We start from the raw sequence: 17750 nt of genomic DNA, 5'->3' as shown, positions 1-17750 counted from the left end.
GGTCCGCCTCCCCGGCGATCGGGGAGGCGGACCATTCGGTGATCAGCGCAGGGCTGGCTGACCGCCGAGCTTGACGTCCGGGGTGAGCATCGCGCGGTCGAACTCGCGGAGCGGGCCACCACCGGCCAGCAGCCGGGGCCAGTCGGGGTTGGCCAGCGCACCGCGGCCCAGCGCGACCAGGTCGGCTTCGCCACCGGAGAGCAGGGATTCCGCTCGCGCGGGCTCGTGCATCCCGCCGTTGGCGATCACGGGCAGGCCGGTGATCTCCTTGGCCAGCCGGGTGATCGTCACGCCCGGGGCGAGCTGAGCGCTCTCGGCCCAGTCCCGGCCCTCGCTGGCCAGGTGGAGGTAGTCGGCGCCCGCGGCGGCGACGGAGCCGAAGATCACCTCCGCTTCGCCGACGCCACCCGGCCAGCGGTGCTCGAAGTCGTTGACCTTGGTCTGCGAAAGCCGGATGCCCACCGGGAAGTCCGGGCCCACGGCGGCGCGCACCGCGCGGAGCACCTCGGCGGCGAAGTGCGCCCGGTTCGCCACCGAGCCGCCGTACCGGTCGGAGCGGAGGTTGGTGTAGTCGGTGATGAACTGGTCGACGAGATAGCCGTTCGCACCGTGCACCTCCACCGCGTCGAAGCCGGCCTCGCGCGCCCGGGCCGCCGTCGCGGCGAAGCCCGCGATGGCCTGGGCGATCTCAGCCTCGGTGGCCTCCGCCGGAGTCCGGAACGGCCCGGCGCCGCCGCCGTACGCGGGCATCTTCGCGCCCTTGGGCGCGACCGCCGAAGGCGCGATCGTCGGCCGGTCGAGCTGCGAGAGGGCTCCCGCGTGCATGAGCTGCAGCGCGATCCGGCCTCCGGCGTCGTGCACGGCGCGCACGACCTCGCGCCAGCCCGCCGCGTGCGCTTCGGACGTCAGGCCCGGCTGGTCCGGGTAGGCCTGGCTGTGCCGCTCGTCGGTGTAGGTGCCCTCGGTGGTGATCAGCCCGAACCCGCCGAGCGCGAACTCCCGGTAGTAGTCGGTCATCCGCTCGGTGGGCACCCCGTCTCCGGCGGTGCTGACGCGGGACATCGGGGCGACGACGGCGCGGTTGGGCAGCTCGGTCCCGCCGAGGCGAACCGGGGTCAGGGCAGGGTGGATCGACATCTCATTCCTCGTTTCGGTGAACAGCGGCCGTGCTCGGCGACGCGGAATGATCCTGTGCTCCACGCATGCGCTAGGGCAAGTACGGTCTTTTAAGTGCCGTAGTGTCATTTTGTATACTAATGGAGTTCCAGGCTCGTTCCGCGTGGCGCTGCGGTCGGCGACCGGGAAGAAGACGGCGAAGAGGAGCGGAGCTCGTGCGGGAGAACGTTTCGGAGATGCCCGAGTACTGCACCGTCGAGGCGGCGATGGAGGTGGTCGGCGGCAAGTGGAAGATGGCCATCCTCAACTACCTCACCGAAGGACCGCGGCGGTTCGGCGAGCTCAAGCGGGCGCTGCCGTCGATCACCCAGCGGATGCTGACCCGGCAGCTGCGCGAGCTCGAAGCCGACGGCATCGTGCTCCGCACGGTGTACGCGCAGGTCCCGCCGAAGGTCGAGTACAGCCTGACCGCGATCGGCAAGAGCCTGGAGGACATCCTCAAACGGCTGGAGGAGTGGGGCGCGTGGTACCGGGAGCAGCGCCTCCCGTGACCGGCGGCGCGCTCACCGGTCGACGCCCCACAGCAGCTCGGCGAGCTCGGTCAGGCCGGTGACGCCGGTCAGGTCGAGCGGCGTCCGCTCGAACACGTCGAAGTCGTGCAGGAACGTGAAGGCCAGCATCTCCTGCGGAAAGGCCGGCGTGACCGGCCAGTCCGCGCCGCGCAGCGCCGCCGCGAGCAGCTCCCGATCGGCGCGGAAGGCGTTGAGGTGCAGCTGCACGAGTCCGTAGCGGAAGTCCCCGGCGTGGACGTCGTTGAAGTCGATCAGCCCGGTGACCGCACCGCGCTCCGGGGCGACGAAGAGGTTGCCCGCGTGCAGGTCGCCGTGGACGAACTCGGCGCTCGCACCCAGCAGCTCGGCCACCTCGGGCAGGAAGTCGTCGATGGCGTCGACGAGCGCTGGGGACAGGTACTTCCACTCGCGGTGATCGGCCGCGGTCGCCGCCGCGCGCTCCCGCAGCAGGTCGGCGAACGCGGCCGGGCGCAGGACCCCGCTGCCGGTGAGCGGGATTCGCCGCAGCCGTCCCAGCAGTTCACCCACCCGGAAGGCCAGCGCCAGTTCGGCGTCCCGGTCGATCCCGGCGGTCGCGCGACTCCAGGGCCGCCCGTCGGCCGCCGAGAGCACCAGGAACGGCCAGCTCCACCCGGTGGCGTCCGGCCGGAGCTCACCGCGGCCGAGCAGCGCGGGAACGGGCAGCTCGTGCCCGGCGAGCAACCGGTAGGCTTCGGCCTCGCATTCGAGGCTGCTCGGCCCGCACCAGAACTCCCCGTAGAGCTTCACCACGAGTCCGTTGTCGCCGATGAACACCGGGTTGGTGCTCTCGCCCGGACTCCGCAGCCCACCCGGCTGCGGGAAGCCGAGCGAGTCCAGGCCGCGCCGCACCCAGGGCTCCCAGAACCCGAGGTCGTTGCGGCGGTCGGCATAGGACTCGTCCGAAGTGATCTCGCCGAGGTCGGGCAGCACCCCGCCGAGTTTAGGAGTGCCCGCACCCCCGCGTGCGCGGTGCGTCGCCGGGTGCTCGCAGCCGGTGCTTGATCGAGTGATCTGCTCGTGCTGCCGCCGCCGGCGGCAGGCCCGGGGCCGGGGCTTTTGGCGGGAACCTACAAATCTTGGTCGCGAATGCTGGCGCGTTGCTCCTCTCGCATCGGGTCGGCATCAGGCAGGGTTGAGGTCAAGTTCGGCGACGTTCCGCTCCGGGTCGTCGCCTTTCTCGTGTTGTCGAAGATGTGAGGCTCGGTGTTCAGTCGTATCGCCATCGTGAACAGGGGAGAGGCCGCCGTGCGGCTGATCCACGCCGTCCGGGAGGTCAACGCCGAGGGCACGGCGTCGATCCGGACGATCGCGCTCCACACCGATGTGGACGCCACCTCCACCTTCGTCCGAGAGGCGGACATCGGCTACCTGCTGGGCCCGGCGTCCGCGCGCCCCTACCTGGACCTGGACGTGCTGGAGCGCGCCCTGCGCGAGACCGGCGCCGACGCGGTGTGGGTCGGCTGGGGCTTCGTGGCCGAGGACCCGGCGTTCGCCGAGCTCTGCGAGAAGCTCGGCGTGACCTTCATCGGTCCGAGCCCCGAGGCCATGCGCAGGCTCGGTGACAAGATCGGCGCGAAGCTCCTCGCCGAGGAAGCGGGCGTGCCGGTGGCGCCCTGGAGCCGCGGCGCGGTGGCCGACCTCGACGGCGCGCTGCGCGCCGCGAAGGAGATCGGCTACCCGCTGATGCTCAAGGCCACCGCGGGCGGCGGCGGGCGCGGTATCCGCGTCATCCACTCCGAGGACGAGTTGGCGGAGGCCTACGAACGCACCAGCCTCGAAGCCGAGCGCGCCTTCGGCAGCGGAGTGCTGTTCCTGGAGCGGCTGGTCACCGGTGCCCGCCACGTCGAGGTCCAGGTGATCGCCGACGGCCAGGGCACGGCCTGGGCGCTCGGCGTCCGGGACTGCTCGGTGCAGCGCCGCAACCAGAAGGTCATCGAGGAGTCGGCGTCGCCGGTGCTCGGCGCCGAGCAGGTGCGCGAGCTCAAGGCCGCCGCCGAGCGGCTGGCGCTGGCCGCGGACTACCGCGGCGCCGGGACCGTCGAGTTCCTCTACCAGCCCGCCGAGCAGCTGTTCGCCTTCCTGGAGGTCAACACCCGGCTGCAGGTGGAGCACCCGATCACCGAGGCGACCACCGGCGTGGACCTGGTCAAGGCCCAGCTGCACGTCGCCGCGGGCGGCAAGCTCGAGGGCGAGGTCCCGGCCGAGATCGGCCACGCGGTCGAGGCCCGCCTCAACGCCGAGGACCCGGACCGCGACTTCGCGCCCGCACCCGGCCGCATCGCGCTGCTCGACCTGCCCGCGGGCCCCGGCATCCGCGTCGACACCGGGGTGAGCGAGGGCGACACCATCCCCGCCGACTTCGACTCGATGATCGCCAAGATCATCGCCTACGGCCGCGACCGGGACGAGGCGCTGGGCAGGCTGCGCCGCGCGCTGTCCCAGACGACGGTGATCATCGAGGGCGGCACCACCAACAAGAGCTTCCTGCTCGACCTGCTCGGCGAACCCGAGGTGATCGACGGCAGCGCCGACACCGGCTGGATCGACCGGGTCCGCGAACAGGGCCGCCTGGTGTGCGACAGCGGCTCCGGGGTCGCGCTGGCCGCCGCCGCGATCGAGGCCTACGAGGACGAGGCGCAGGTCGAGCTGCAGCGGCTGCTGTCCACCGCGCACGGCGGACGCCCGCAGGTCCAGCACGAGGGCGGCCGCGCGATCGACCTCAAGCTGCGCGGCGCGAGCTACCGGGTGCTGGTCGCCCAGGTGGGCCCGCAGCGCTACCGCGTCGGCTTCGCCAACGGCGACGACGTGCGCATGGTCGACGCCGAGCTCGAGCGCTACGACGCCGCCACCGGCCAGCTGGTGGTCAACGGGCAGCGGTTCCGGCTGGTCACCAGCACGCACGGCCCGATCCACCTGGTCGAGGTGGACGGCGTGACGCACCGGATCAGCCGCGACGAGGGCGGCGTGCTCCGCTCGCAGTCGCCCGCGCTGGTGGTCGCCACGCCGCTGGAGGTCGGCGACGAGGTCGAGGCCGGGGCACCGGTGCTCGTCCTGGAGGCCATGAAGATGGAGACGGTGCTGCGCGCACCGTTCCGCGCCAAGGTGCGCGAATGCCTGGTCTCGATCGGCAGCCAGGTGGAGACCGGCGCTCCGCTGCTGCGCCTGGAACCGGTCGAGGAGGACGGCGAGGAATCCGCGGCCGGTTCCGGCCAGGCCGCCGACGTCGCGCTGCCCGACGAGCCCACCGGCGTCTCGGCGCAGGACCGGGTGCAGCGCGGGCTGCAGGACCTGCGCAGCCGCCTGCTCGGCTTCGACGCCGACCCGCACGACCAGCAGCGCGTGCTGGCCGACTACCTGGCCGCCCGCGCCGAGGTCACCGCCGACGGCGACCGCCCGCTGACCGGCGAGGTCGACCTGCTGTGGGTCTTCGCCGACCTCTCGGAGCTCAGCCGGAACAAGCCCGCCGCGCAGGACTCCACCGCCGACGTGCAGGTGCACAGCCCGCGCGAGTACTTCCACAGCTACCTGCAGAGCCTCGACGTCGAGCGCGCCGGGCTCCCGGAGTCCTTCCAGAACCGGCTCACCCGCGTCGTCGGGCACTACGGCGTCGACGGCCTGGACCGCACGCCGGCCCTGGAGGAAGCGGTCTTCCGCATCTTCCTGGCCCAGCAGCGCGCCGCCTCCGACGTTGCCGTGGTCACCACGCTGCTGAAGCAGTGGCTCACCGAACCGGTGCCGCCCGCCTCGGTGCGCGAGACCGTGGGCCACGCCCTGGAACACCTGATCGTGGCCACCCAGGTGCGGTTCCCGGTCGTCGGCGACCTCGCGCGCAGCCTGGTGTTCCGCTGGTTCGCCCAGCCGATGCTGCGGCGCACCCGCGCCGAGGTCTACACCGACGTGCGCAGGCACCTGCGCCACCTCGACGAGAACCCCGCCGCGCCGGACCGCGCGGAGCGCATCGCCGCCATGGTGGCCAGCCCGGAACCGCTGGTGCGGCTGCTCGGCCAGCGGATGGACCGCGACGGATTCGACCACGGGCCGCTGCTGGAGGTGCTCAGCAGGCGCTACTACCGGGACCGGTCGCTGGAGGACCTCCAGTGCCTGCGCTCCGGTGACCGCTCGCTGATCACCGCCGAGTACGACCTGGACGGCCAGCGCCTGCAGCTGGTGGCCACGGCCGCCGAGTTCACCGGCCTCGCCGACGCCGTGCGGGCGGTCGCCGAGACGGCCACCCCGTCGGCCGAGCTGGTCGCCGACATCTACCTGGCCTGGAACGACCAGCCCGCGGACCCGGACGAGGCCGCCGCCGCGCTGCGCGAGGCGCTGGCCGGGCTGCCGCTGCCGCAGCGGCTGCGGCGGGTGACGACCACGGTGGCGGGCCGGCGCGGCACCACGATGCACCACCACTTCACCTTCCGCCCGGGCGAGGACGGGCTGGTCGAGGAGCGCATCATCCGCGGCCTGCACCCGCTCGTCGCCCAGCGGCTGCAGCTGCACCGGCTGGAGAACTTCGACATCACCCGGCTGCCGTCGGCCGACGAGGACGTCCACCTGCTCCGCTGCGTCGCGCCGGAGAACCCGGCCGACGAGCGCCTCGTCGCGATGGCCCAGATCCGCGACCTGACGCCGCTGCGCGACTCCGACGGCCGGGTCGTGGCGCTGCCCGCCGCCGAGGCGGTGCTGGACGCCTGCCTGGACGCGATCCGCCGGGTCCAGGCCCAGCGGCCGGCCAAGAAGCGGCTCGACGCCAACCGGATCGTGCTCTACGTGTGGCCGTCGAGCGACATCGACGAGCAGGCCCTCACCGCGGTGGCCGCGCGGGTCGCACCGCGCACCGCGGGCGCCGGGCTGGAGGAGGTCCTCTACCTCGGCAGGCAGCAGGACCCGGTCACCGGTGAGCTCGACGAGGTCGCGCTGCGGCTGGCCTACGGGGCGGGCGCCGGGCTGACCATCGAGCTGACGGAGCCGCCGACCGAGCCGATCCAGCCGCTGGACGACTACGGCCAGAAGGTCCTGCGCGCCCGGCGTCGCGGGAACGTCTACCCCTACGAGCTGATCGACGTGGTGGCAGGCGCCGACGGGACGTTCGTCGAGCACGACCTGGACGACACCGGCGCGCTCGTCCCGGTCGACCGGCCCAAGGGCCTCAACAAGTCGGGCATCGTGGCCGGGGTGGCCAGCTCGCCGACCGAACGCCACCCGGAGGGCGTCAAGCGCGTGGTGCTGCTGGGCGACCCGACCAAGGCGCTCGGCGCGCTCTCCGAACCGGAGTGCTCGCGGGTGATCGCCGCCCTGGACCTCGCCGAGCGCGAGGGCGTTCCGGTGGAGTGGTACGCGCTGTCGGCGGGTGCCCGGATCTCGATGGACTCCGGCACCGAGAACATGGACTGGGTGGCCGCCGCGCTGAAGCGGATCGTGCACTTCACCCAGGACGGCGGTGAGATCAACGTCGTGGTGGCCGGCATCAACGTGGGCGCCCAGCCGTACTGGAACGCCGAGGCCACGATGCTGATGCACACCAAGGGAATCCTGGTGATGACACCGGATTCGGCGATGGTGCTCACCGGCAAGCAGTCGCTGGACTTCTCCGGCGGCGTCTCGGCGGAGGACAACTTCGGCATCGGCGGCTACGACCGCGTGATGGGCCCGAACGGCCAGGCCCAGTACTGGGCGGCCGACCTCGCCGGCGCCCGGCGCGTGCTGATGGCGCACTACGACCACACCTACGTGGTTCCCGGCGAGACCGCGCCGCGCCGCGCGCGGACGGCCGACCCGGTCGACCGGGACGTCTCGGGCTTCCCGCACGCGGTGGTCGGCAGCGACTTCACCACGGTGGGCGAGATCTTCTCCGCGGCGACCAACCCGGACCGCAAGAAGCCCTTCGACATCCGCACGGTGATGCGGGCCATCGCCGACCAGGACCACCCGGTGCTGGAGCGCTGGGCGGGCATGGCGGACGCGGAGACCGCGGTGGTCCAGGACGCGCACCTGGGCGGGCTGCCGGTCTGCCTGGTCGGGATCGAGTCGCGGTCGGTGCCGCGCCGCGGCTTCCCGCCCACCGACGGCCCGGACACCTACACCTCCGGCACGCTGTTCCCGCGCTCGTCGAAGAAGGTCGCCCGGGCGATCAACGCGGCGAGCGGGAACCGGCCGCTGGTGGTGCTGGCCAACCTGTCCGGCTTCGACGGCTCGCCGGAGTCGATGCGCGCGCTGCAGCTGGAGTACGGCGCCGAGATCGGCCGCGCGGTGGTGAACTTCGAGGGCCCGATCGTGTTCTGCGTGATCTCGCGCTACCACGGCGGGGCGTTCGTGGTGTTCTCCAAGGCGCTCAACCCGAACATGACGGTGCTGGCCGTGGACGGCTCGTTCGCCTCGGTCATCGGCGGGGCGCCGGCGGCGGCCGTGGTCTTCGCGGGCGAGGTCGACGCGCGCACCGCGAAGGACCCGCGGGTGCAGGAGCTGGAGGCCCGGGTGGCCGCTGCCACCGACGTCGAGCGCGCCACGCTGGCCACCGAGCTGGCGGAACTGCGCTCGTCGGTGCGGGCCGAGAAGCTCGGCGCGGTGGCCGCGGAGTTCGACTCGGTGCACAGCATCCAGCGCGCGGTGGAGGTCGGGTCGGTGGACGCGATCGTCCAGCCGGAGCGGCTGCGCCCGGACATCATCGCCGCCGTCGAGCGCGGGCTGGCGAAGCGGGGCTGAGGCACCGGGCGAGCGACGAGGCCCCTTGTCGCTCGCCCGGCCCGCCGGGCGGGGTCAGGCGGTGGGCTTCGCGTCGAGGAAGCCGACGGCGCCCAGGACGTTGCCGCGGCGCGCCGCCGCGTCGTCCACCGGCTGGTCGGGACGCCAGTAGGCGGCGGGCACCACGCCGGGCTCGACGAGGGTGTAGCCGGGGAAGAGCGCGGCGACCTCGTCGGCGTTGCGGATGTGCATCTGCGGGGTCGAGGTCTCGGCCAGCAGCGCGCGCAGTTCGGCGATCTCCTCGTCGGTGCGGCTCAGCTGGGCGTTGTTGGACACCGCCAGCGCGCTGCCCGGCACGCAGGCGTCCCGGTAGCGCGCCACCAGCGACGCGCCGTCGGGGCTGGGAATGATGTCGAGGATGCCGAAGGCCAGGACGGCCACCGGGCGGGAGAAGTCCAGCAGGCCGGCCACGCCCGGGGCGTTGAGCACCGAGTCCGGATCGCAGACGTCGGCCTCGGTGACCGTGACCCGCTCGTCACCGCCGAGCAGGTGCCGCGCGTGGTGGCAGGCGACGGCCTCCCAGTCCACGTAGGCGACCCGCGCTTCCGGGTTGTGCGCGTGGGCGATCTCGTGCACGTTGCCGACCGTCGGCACGCCGGAGCCCAGGTCGATGAACTGGTCGATGCCGGCTTCGGTGGTCAGGAAGCGCACCGTGCGGCCGAGGAAGCCGCGGTTGATGTAGCAGTAGTCGCGTTCGGTCGGGGCGAACTCCAGGGCCCGCTCCGCGGTTTCCCGGTCGATCGCGAAGTTGGCCGATCCGCCGAGCAGGTAGTCGTACATGCGTGCGATGTTGGGGTTGTCCAGGTCCGCGTGCGAGACCCTGGCCGCCAACTCCGCGTCCCGGGAGTTCTGATGCATGTCGCCCACGGTAACCGGTCGGCTCCCGACCTGGTGCGATTAGTCTGAACAGCAGACCCGCGCTGCGGTGTGCGGAGCAGTGCCCGTCGGGCCGTCCGCGGGCCCGTGGCTCGCGAACGGCTTCAGCCTCCGGGATGGGAGGCGACCAGCGCAGCGCGCAGCCGGTCGTCGTTCGTGACTTGCTGTTCCGGGGCGCCTCCGCACGGTAATCTCGATCAGCCTCGCGGGGGTAGCCGATCGGGTGGCCCGCGCCGGTGGCGGACGGGAGCGCGGGTTGCGATGGGCCGGAAACGCGTCGTCGGCGGTCTGATCTCGAGCGCCGCCCTGCTGGCTTCCTGCGGTTCTGCCGGTTCCGCACCGGACTTCGCGGTGGCCACCGGTGCGGACGGGCTCACCCTGGTGGGCGCCGACTGGACCCAGCAGGTGCCCGGGTTCGGCCCGGCCGAGAATTCGCTCTTCTCGCCCAACAACAGCGATGCCGAGATCGCGGCGCCGCTGGACTCGGCACGGGCCGTCGTGGTCTACGCCGACCGCGTGGTCGTGGTGGCGCGCGGCTCGGAGCCGGTCGTGCGGGACTGCGCGGAGTGCAGCGGAGTGGCGGTCACCGATACCGACATCGTGACGGCCAGGACGAACCACGCCCCGGACAACGGGTTCGACCTGGTGCTCTACGACCACGAGCTGGCCGCGGAGCGCGTCGTCCCCGCGCAACGGCTGCAGGAACGCGCGAGCACCGGCCTGGCGGACAACACCGAGTCCCCGGTGACGCTGGCCGCCGACGAGGACAAGATCACGGTGGGCTACCTGGCCCGCGACGGCGGCAACCGGCGCGGTCCCTCGGTGATCGCGCAGTACGACTACGCCGGCGAGCTGCTGGGCAGCACGAAGGTCGACGGGCTGCTCGGCCGCTCCGCGGTCTCCCCGGACGGTCGGCTGCTCGCGGTCGGAGTCGGTGGTTCCGGCGGCTATTGCGTCAACCCGTACGAACCGGTGGTCGTCGACCTATCGACGCTGGGCGTTCGTGAGGTCGAACCCGCCGTGCCGGGCACCAGCCCCGACGACCCGGACCCATGGTTCGAGCTGACGGACCTGGTCTGGGCGGGCGAGGCGCTGCTCGCCACCGGCGAGCTGCACGTCGTCCGCAATCCCGGCGAGGTCTGCGACCCGGAACCGGAGGTCTGGCAGCGCACCATCGACCCCGAGACGGGAGCACCGGTGGATTCCGGTGGGCACCAGGCGATTTCGACGCGCCAGGTCGGCCCGGACTGCGACGACGTGGTGCAGACCGTGAACCCCAGCAACCCGGAGGGCAGCAGTCCCGACGGTGACATCGTGCTCCGCAGGGGATCCGGGCACGTCCTCGGCGATTACAGCCGGATCAGCCTCGGAACGCCCGCTTCGGCGGCTTGTGCGGGGTCATGACCGGGCACCGCTACCACGCGTTCATCAGCTACCACAGTCCCGCGCGGCGAGAGGCCAAGCGCCTCAAGCACGTTCTGCACGCGATCGCCAAACGGCACGACGCGGGCGCGGATTTCGCCGTCTACCTCGACACCTCCGATCTGCGGCCGGGTTCGCTCGGCGGCGAGATCCGCAGTGCGCTCGCGCAATCCCGGTGCCTGATCGTGCTGCTGGACCGCACGACCGCCCGATCCTCCTGGGTGGCGCAGGAGATCGAGCTGTGGCTGGCCGGTGGCGGTCACCCGCAGCGGTTGTTCCTGGTCCGGCTGGACCCGGAGCTGAACCTGGCCTGGGACGCCGACCGCGGCACCTTCGCCGACGCCGAAGCGCTGCCCGAGCCGCTGCGCGAGCTGTTCCCGGACGAGCAGAAGTGGATCGACCTCACCGGCCCGGCGCAGCGCCGGGACCACGAGGCCCTGGCCGGTTTGTGCGCGGCGCTGATGGACATCGACGCCAACGAGTACCTGCTGGAGGAGGCGCGCTACCAGCGCGGCCGGAGGCGCACCATCACCGCTGTCGCGGCGGTGATGGTGCTGCTGTTCGCCGTCGCGGCCGTCGGTGCGGTCGCGGCGGTCAGCGGTCAGCGCGCGGCGGTGCGCGCGGCCGAGCTGGCCAAAGCGCAGGCCGACGCCTCCGAAGCGCTGCTGACCGCGCAGAGTTCGCCGACGCTGGCCATCCAACGCGCACTGGCTGCCGCGAACCGCAGCGACAGCTCGACCGTCCGCTCGGCGATGCTCGCGGTGTCGGAGTCCGCGCGTCGGCTGGTGCGGGCGCTGGTGTACCCGGAAGCCGAGACCGGGCACCCGGCCAGCGGAGCGGTCTTCTCCGACGACAACACCATGCTGGCGGCCTGGGGCGCGGACCGGGTGCCGGGCACCTCCGCACTGCGGGTGTGGGAGCTCACCACCGGCCGGCTCGTGGCGTCGATCACCGCGGATGCCGCCGAACTCCGGGACGTCGTCTTCGTCGGCAACCGCCTCGTGGGGTGCAGCGCGGCCGGGCCGGTGATGACCGGGATCGGCGAGGCGAAGACCGCGCGGCTGAGCAGCGGTGCGTCGTGCGAGGTCCATCCGTTCGCGGAGGGCGTGATCCTGCTCGACAGGTCGCAGGGCGTGGCGCGTTTCGTTGGCAGCAGCGGAGAACCGGTGGTCTTGGAGGGCGTCGACACCGTCGCCGCGCATCCCTCGGCCAGAGCGGCCGCCGTCTCCGGGACTTCGGGCATTGCCGCGATCGCTGGTGGGCGGCGGCTGCCGGTTCCGGCCCCGCCGGGTTGGGCGGTGCGGTTCGCCGACGGTCAGGGCGGTTTCCTGCTCGGCGGCGGCGGGCCGGAACGGGGCGTGCTCACGCTGCCCGGCGGCATCCCGGCGGTGCGGACGCTGACCGTTCCCGCCGACGCCGCCGACGTCGCCCCGCTGCTGGACGGTTTCGACCGGATGACCGGTGTTCTCGCGTGGATCACCGCCGACGGCACCATCGGCTGGACGCAGGACGACCGGCGGACCAGGATCGCCGACACCCACGGGCGGAACCTCAACCGGACGCCGTACCGGACCGGGCTGGAACCGCTGGCGGGCGGGCACTTCGTCGCAGTGCTCGGCGTCACCGCCACCGTGGTGCGACCGCCAGGGCCGGGCCGACCGGCGTTCGGCTCAGCGCTCCCGGACGCGGAGGTCGCGTGGAGCGGCAAGGAGCTGCCGGGTGAGATCGGCCGGTCGCCGGCGGCGGGCTCCGATCCGGTCGTCGCCCGCTGCCGGGATCGCAGCGCGGTCATGCTCGACGCCGACTTCCCGGGCGAGGCGCAGGTGGTCGGCAGCGATGCCGAGCCCTGGCCGGTCGACGGGCAGGGGCTGTTCAGCGCCTCGTGCGATGCCTTCGCGGTCGGTCGCTCGCTGACGGTGCTCCCGGATCTCGGCCGCGAGCCGATCACCCTGCGGGAAACGCTCGTCACCGACCACGTCGTGCCGGGCTCCGCCGTGCCCGCCACGGGAACGACGCGGGTGGCGTTGCTGACGCCGGGATTCGCCATCGAGATCCTCTCCACCGAATCCGGTGATGCGCTCCTCAAGCCGTGGGACGTCAGCGGCGAGCAGCGCGGCGCCGTGACCGCGCTGGGCGAGCGGGAGGTATTCGCCCGCAATGAAGATCTTCTGATCGTAGGCGGCAGCGGTGGAACGACACGGGTGCCGCTGCCGGAGATCACCGACCTGCTGGCCGCGAAACCCGACGGCACCGGGGCGGCCGTGCGTGACGTCGGACCCGGCGCAGCGCGGCCGGTGTGGCTCGTCGACGGTTCGGCGGTGGTGCCGTCAGCCGCCTGCGCCGGTCGCGACGTGACTTACCTGCCGGGCCCGGCTTTCACCAGCTCACGAGCTGACGCCGAAGCGCAGCTCCCGGTGGCCCGCACCGATGGCGGGCAGCTCATCGACTGCCGGGACGGGCAGGCCGTCCCCCGCGTCCCGGGGCAGGAGATCCTGTCCTACGACATCGGTGCAGGCGCCGGGCGGATCGTCGCGCGCTCGGGCGACCGGATCACGCTGACCACCTGGTCCCGCGGCACCGGAACCGAAACGACCACAGTGGACGGACCGGGTCTTCCGGCGCCCCAGGCCACCACGACCTTCGACGAGAGCGGGCAGTCGGCGGTGACCTACGTCCCGGGCGCCCGCTCGCTGTCGCTGCACCGGCGCGCCGGCGAGCGCTGGAACCGGACGCTGCTGCTGGTCACCAGGCTGCCCCGGCTGGTGACCGCGCAACCGGTGGACGGCGGGACGCTGGTCCTGGCGGTCGGTGCCGGGGGAGGGTTCGAGCTGTTCGACGCGGAAACCGGTCGGCTGGTCGCCTCCGACTTCAACCCGCTCCGGGACGCGGGTGCCGACGATGTCGAGCGCGTCGCCGCCCGCCGCGTCGGCGAGGCGCTGATCGTTTCCCTCTACCGCGCGGGCTTGGTGGAATCGAACAGCTCCATCCAGATCCCGGTGTCCGTCCAAGCCTTGCGGCAGCAGCTCTGCTCCATCTACTCCGCCCCGGAATGCGCGGCGTGACCTCCCGCGCCCAGCCACCGCGCGAGATCGTCCGGCGTTAATTCCGTTGACGCCGGTTCCGGCGCGGAGGTAGCTTGACCGTGCTTCTGTTGCCGCCGGTTTGGAGTAGGACGTTGGTCATCTGAGGTCTGAGATGCCGTTGTGTCGTGGCTCGTGCTGAGCCCGATCCGGTGTGCGACCTCTGCGATGCGAACCGTCCTCCTCCCCGTGTCCGGGCATGGACCTCCTGCACCGCTCGTCGCTCGCGGCGTCTCGAACGTGTTGCGCACACCGTTCGATCCGGACCTCGGGAGTCCTCCATGTCATCTTCCGCATCCCCGTCCACCATCACCAGTGCCGGCTGCGTCGAGCTCAGCTTCGAATGGCCCGACGGCGGCCGCGTCTTCGACGGCCTGCAGGCGTCGTTCGGCCCCGGCCGCACCGGGCTGATCGGGCTCAACGGGTCGGGCAAGTCCACGTTGCTCAAGCTGCTGGCCGGTGAGCTGACGGCCACCGGTGGCGAGGTCCGCGTCTGCGGCGAGGTCGGCTACCTGCCGCAGAACGTCTCGCTCGACACCGGACTGCGCGTCGACGAAGCGCTGGGCATCGCCGGGATCCGCGCCGCGCTGCGCGCCATCCACGCCGGTGACGTGCGCGAGGAGCACTTCGCGGCGGTCGGCGAGGACTGGGACGTCGAGGAGCGGGCCGTCGCGGTGCTCGAAGAGCTCGGGCTGGGGCACATCGGCCTGGACCGGACGATCGGCGAGGTCTCCGGCGGCGAATCGGTGCTGCTGCGGCTGGCGGCGCTGCTGCTGGAGCGGCCCGACGTCCTGCTGCTCGACGAGCCCACCAACAACCTCGACCTGCCCGCCAGGCAGCGGCTGTGCTCGGCGGTCGAGGCGTGGCCCGGAGTGCTGGTCGTGGTCAGCCACGACCGCGAGCTGCTGGCCCGGGTGGACCGGATCGCCGACCTGCACGACGGCGAGATCAGCTGGTACGGCGGCAACCTCGCCGCCTACGAGGAAGCCCTCGCGGTCGAGCAGGAGGCGGCGCAGCGGATGGTGCGCGTCGCGGAGACCGATCTGCGCAAGCAGAAGCGGGAACTCGCCGATGCCCACGTCAAGCTCGCCCGGCGCAAGCGCTACGGCCAGAAGATGTGGGACACCAAGCGCGAGCCCAAGGCGGTGATGGCCCAGCGCAAGCGCGCGGCCCAGGTGTCGGCGGGCAAGCACCGCATCATGCACGAGACGAAGCTCGCCGAAGCCCGGCAGCGGCTGGCCGAGGCATCCGATGCGGTGCGCGACGACGACGAGATCCGCGTCGACCTCCCGCGCACCGCGGTGCCGCCGGAACGCACCGTGCTGACGGCGCGTGGCCTGCACCTGCGCCACGGAGCCCGAGTGCCGGGCGATTTCGACGTGCACGGGCCGGAGCGGATCGCGCTGGTCGGGCGCAACGGCTCCGGCAAGACGACGTTGCTGCGCACCATCGCCGGTGAGCTGGCGCCGCTCGCCGGGGAGGTCGTCGGGCACGTTCCGCTGCGCTTCCTGCCCCAGCGCCTCGACGTCCTCGCGGAGAACGCGAGCATCGCCGAGAACGTGGCGCGGTTCGCGCCCGGATCGACGAACAACCAGATCCGGGCCGGGCTCGCCCGCTTCCTGTTCACCGGTGACCGGGCCGACCGGCCGGCGGCGACGCTGTCCGGAGGTGAGCGATTCCGCGCGACGCTGGCCGCGCTCGTGCTCGCCGAACCCGCGCCGCAGCTGCTCATGCTGGACGAGCCGACGAACAACCTGGACATGGCCAGCGTCCGCCAGCTGGTCTCGGCACTCGACTCCTACGCCGGTGCGCTGATCGTGGCCAGCCACGACGTGCCGTTCCTCGAATCGATCGGCATCACCCGGTGGATGCTGCTCGACGGCAGGCTGCGCGTGACGTCGGCGGCGGAGGTGAGGAGGACGGCGATGAGCTGAGACCGACGTCGGCGTTCCCGCAGCGCGGGGGAGTTCACGCCTCCGGGCGCACCTGGAACGGGTGACTCGCGGTGCCGCCGGAAGCCGGTTGGCGAATCATGCCAACCGGCCAGTCCGGCGGAGCTCCAGGAGCGTGAGATGACCAAGGCCCAACCGGAACCGGTGGTGCATCCGACCACCCGCAGCTGCCCGTTCGACCCGCACGACGGACTGCGGGAGCTGCGCGAGGAACGGCCGCTGGCTCCGATGCGCTGCGACGGCGGGCGCCGCGGCTGGCTGGTGACCAGCCACGCGCTCGTCCGGGAGGTGCTGACCGATCCGCGCTTCGGCTCGAGCTACGAGATGCTCAAGTTCCCGATCACCGTCGCCGACTCCGAGCAGCCCGCCCCGCCGGGACTGTTCAGCGTGCTCGACCCGCCGGAGCACACCTGGTACCGGCGCAAGCTCTCGGCCGGGTTCGGCCCGCGCCGGATGCGGGCGATGACGTCCCTGATCGAGCGGATCGTGGCCGACCGGCTCACCGCGATGCGGCGGGCCGGTGGTCCGGCCGACCTGGTGACCGCCTTCGCGGAGCCGGTCACCCACCAGGTGATCGGCGAGCTGCTGGGCATCCGGATCGCCGACGAGGAGGCGTTCCGCCGGTCCACCGAGAAGATGTTCACGCTCGCCGGCGACGGTGACCGGATGGGCGAGGGCTGGGCGGAGTTGTCCGCGGTGCTGGCGGAGTTCGTGCACGAGAAGCGGGAACGGCCGGGCGATGATCTGCTCAGCGCGCTCAACGCCGATGACGAGCTGTCCGCCGAGGAGATCACGACGATGGCCGTGATCCTGGTGACCGCTGCCCAGGACGCCACCACCAGCGTGTTCGCGCTGGGCAGCTACGCGTTGCTGGCCAACCCGGATCAGCTCGACGCGCTGCGCGCCGCTCCGTCGCTGATCGACAGCGCGGTGGAGGAGTTGCTGCGCTACCTGACGATCAACCAGTTCGGCTCCACGCGGGTCGCCTTGGCGGACTTCGAGTTCCACGGCGAATCGCTCCGCTACGGCGACTTGATGACGCTGTCGCTCGCCGCCGCCAACCGCGACCCGGCCCAGTTCCCCGACCCGGACCGGCTCGATCTCACCCGCGCGGCCAGCGGGCACCTGGCGTTCGGCCACGGCGTGCACCACTGCTTCGGTGCGCAGCTGGCGCGCATCGTGCTGCGCACCGGTTTCGCCGGGCTGCTGCGGGAATTGCCCGGGCTGCGGCTGGCGATCCCGGCCGCGGAGGTCCAGATGCGCGACGACTCGCTCAACTACAGCGTGCGCAGCCTCCCGGTCGACTGGGACTGACCGCCTACCCGCACCCGCTGCGGCGGACGCCGCGGAGCCGGTCGGCCGCGCGGTCGGTGCCGCGGCCGACCGGTGCGCTGCCGAACGCCCGGGCCAGCCCGGACTCCGGCATGGCCACGTAGATGCTCTCGTACGAGCGAGCCGGAACGAGGTACGTCTCGTGCCAGATGCCGACGTGCTCGCCCGCTTCCCCGCGGCGGCGGTAGAAGTCCGTCCACGCCGGACGGTGCCGGCGCGCGGGATCCGATGCGTAGGAGTAGAGCTTCTCGGCGGATTCCCAGTACTGCACGCTCGTCAGCAGCCGCGGCGGGCGCGGCAGGATCCGGAACCCGAGCAGACCGCTGTCCGGATCGGCTCTGAGCTCGGCGAGCATCCGGCGGAAGCCGATGATCACCGGAGCCCAGCTGCGCACCGCGGTGAGCTTGTTGATCCTCGCGCCGAGCAGGAACACCACGAGTTCCCGGTCGTTGGGTGCGGTGAAGCGGCCGGTCCCCGGCGTTTCGTCCATCTCGCATCCTTTCGCTCATCGGGCACGGTACCGACTCCGAGCGATTCGACGAGCCGGAGAAATCGCAAGATTCCTTCGTTTTCGCTGGCATATTCCAGTGCGCCACCTGGTAGTAGGAGTCGAGTGGTGGGGGATCGGGTTCCCCGGTATT

General features: G+C 72.3%; 10 protein-coding genes. 6 read left to right on the top strand and 4 right to left on the bottom strand.

The window, feature by feature from the left end:
- Nucleotides 1-42: 42 nt before the first annotated feature.
- Nucleotides 43-1137 carry an oxidoreductase gene (locus C4T78_RS09740; RefSeq protein ID WP_093355355.1) on the bottom strand — a complete coding sequence of 365 codons (1095 nt, stop codon included), beginning with the start codon at nt 1135-1137 and terminating at the stop codon, nt 43-45.
- Between the two features lie 215 nt (nt 1138-1352).
- Here C4T78_RS09740 and C4T78_RS09735 point away from each other — a divergent pair, with 215 nt between their 5' ends.
- The gene (locus C4T78_RS09735; RefSeq protein WP_177247698.1) at nt 1353-1667 is read left to right on the top strand and encodes a winged helix-turn-helix transcriptional regulator; all 315 of its coding nucleotides are present in this window, start codon (nt 1353-1355) and stop codon (nt 1665-1667) included.
- A 12-nt stretch (nt 1668-1679) separates the two neighbouring features.
- Here C4T78_RS09735 and C4T78_RS09730 read toward each other — a convergent pair whose 3' ends face one another.
- Entirely contained in the window at nt 1680-2639 is a 960-nt protein-coding gene (locus C4T78_RS09730) for a phosphotransferase family protein (protein WP_093355349.1), read from the bottom strand.
- A gap of 273 nt (nt 2640-2912) precedes the next feature.
- On the opposite strand from C4T78_RS09730, the gene C4T78_RS09725 reads away from it, so the two are divergent.
- On the top strand, nt 2913-8408 hold the full coding sequence (locus tag C4T78_RS09725; RefSeq protein ID WP_093355347.1) for an ATP-binding protein: 5496 nt from the start codon (nt 2913-2915) through the stop codon (nt 8406-8408).
- A 54-nt stretch (nt 8409-8462) separates the two neighbouring features.
- Here the strand turns inward: C4T78_RS09725 and C4T78_RS09720 are convergent, their stop codons facing one another.
- Nucleotides 8463-9305 (bottom strand): SAM-dependent methyltransferase, encoded by an 843-nt coding sequence (locus C4T78_RS09720; protein WP_093355815.1) that lies wholly within the window; start codon nt 9303-9305, stop codon nt 8463-8465.
- 279 nt (nt 9306-9584) lie between these two features.
- Between C4T78_RS09720 and C4T78_RS09715 the strand changes: the two genes are divergently transcribed.
- From C4T78_RS09715 to C4T78_RS09700, 4 genes are all read left to right on the top strand, one after another.
- Nucleotides 9585-10727: a hypothetical protein gene (locus C4T78_RS09715; RefSeq protein WP_093355344.1), complete on the top strand. Its 1143-nt coding sequence runs from the start codon at nt 9585-9587 to the stop codon at nt 10725-10727.
- The gene (locus C4T78_RS09710; protein WP_093355342.1) at nt 10724-13807 is read left to right on the top strand and encodes a toll/interleukin-1 receptor domain-containing protein; all 3084 of its coding nucleotides are present in this window, start codon (nt 10724-10726) and stop codon (nt 13805-13807) included. The genes C4T78_RS09715 and C4T78_RS09710 overlap by 4 nt, the downstream gene beginning before the upstream one ends.
- A 299-nt stretch (nt 13808-14106) precedes the next feature.
- Nucleotides 14107-15759, top strand: a complete 1653-nt coding sequence (locus tag C4T78_RS09705) for an ABC-F family ATP-binding cassette domain-containing protein (RefSeq protein WP_093355339.1) — start codon at nt 14107-14109, stop codon at nt 15757-15759.
- Nucleotides 15760-15897: 138 nt separating this feature from the next.
- A complete protein-coding gene (locus tag C4T78_RS09700; RefSeq protein WP_093355337.1) occupies nt 15898-17091 on the top strand; it encodes a cytochrome P450 in 1194 nt (397 codons plus the stop codon).
- A 4-nt stretch (nt 17092-17095) separates the two neighbouring features.
- Here C4T78_RS09700 and C4T78_RS09695 read toward each other — a convergent pair whose 3' ends face one another.
- On the bottom strand, nt 17096-17599 hold the full coding sequence (locus C4T78_RS09695; RefSeq protein WP_093355334.1) for a DUF4188 domain-containing protein: 504 nt from the start codon (nt 17597-17599) through the stop codon (nt 17096-17098).
- Between the last annotated feature and the right edge of the window lie 151 nt (nt 17600-17750).

The organism is Saccharopolyspora kobensis, from assembly GCF_900108315.1.
Taxonomy (GTDB): domain Bacteria; phylum Actinomycetota; class Actinomycetes; order Mycobacteriales; family Pseudonocardiaceae; genus Saccharopolyspora; species Saccharopolyspora kobensis.
The sequence above is the reverse complement of the archived record's forward strand: the minus strand, read 5'-3'. Positions and strand labels throughout refer to the sequence as shown.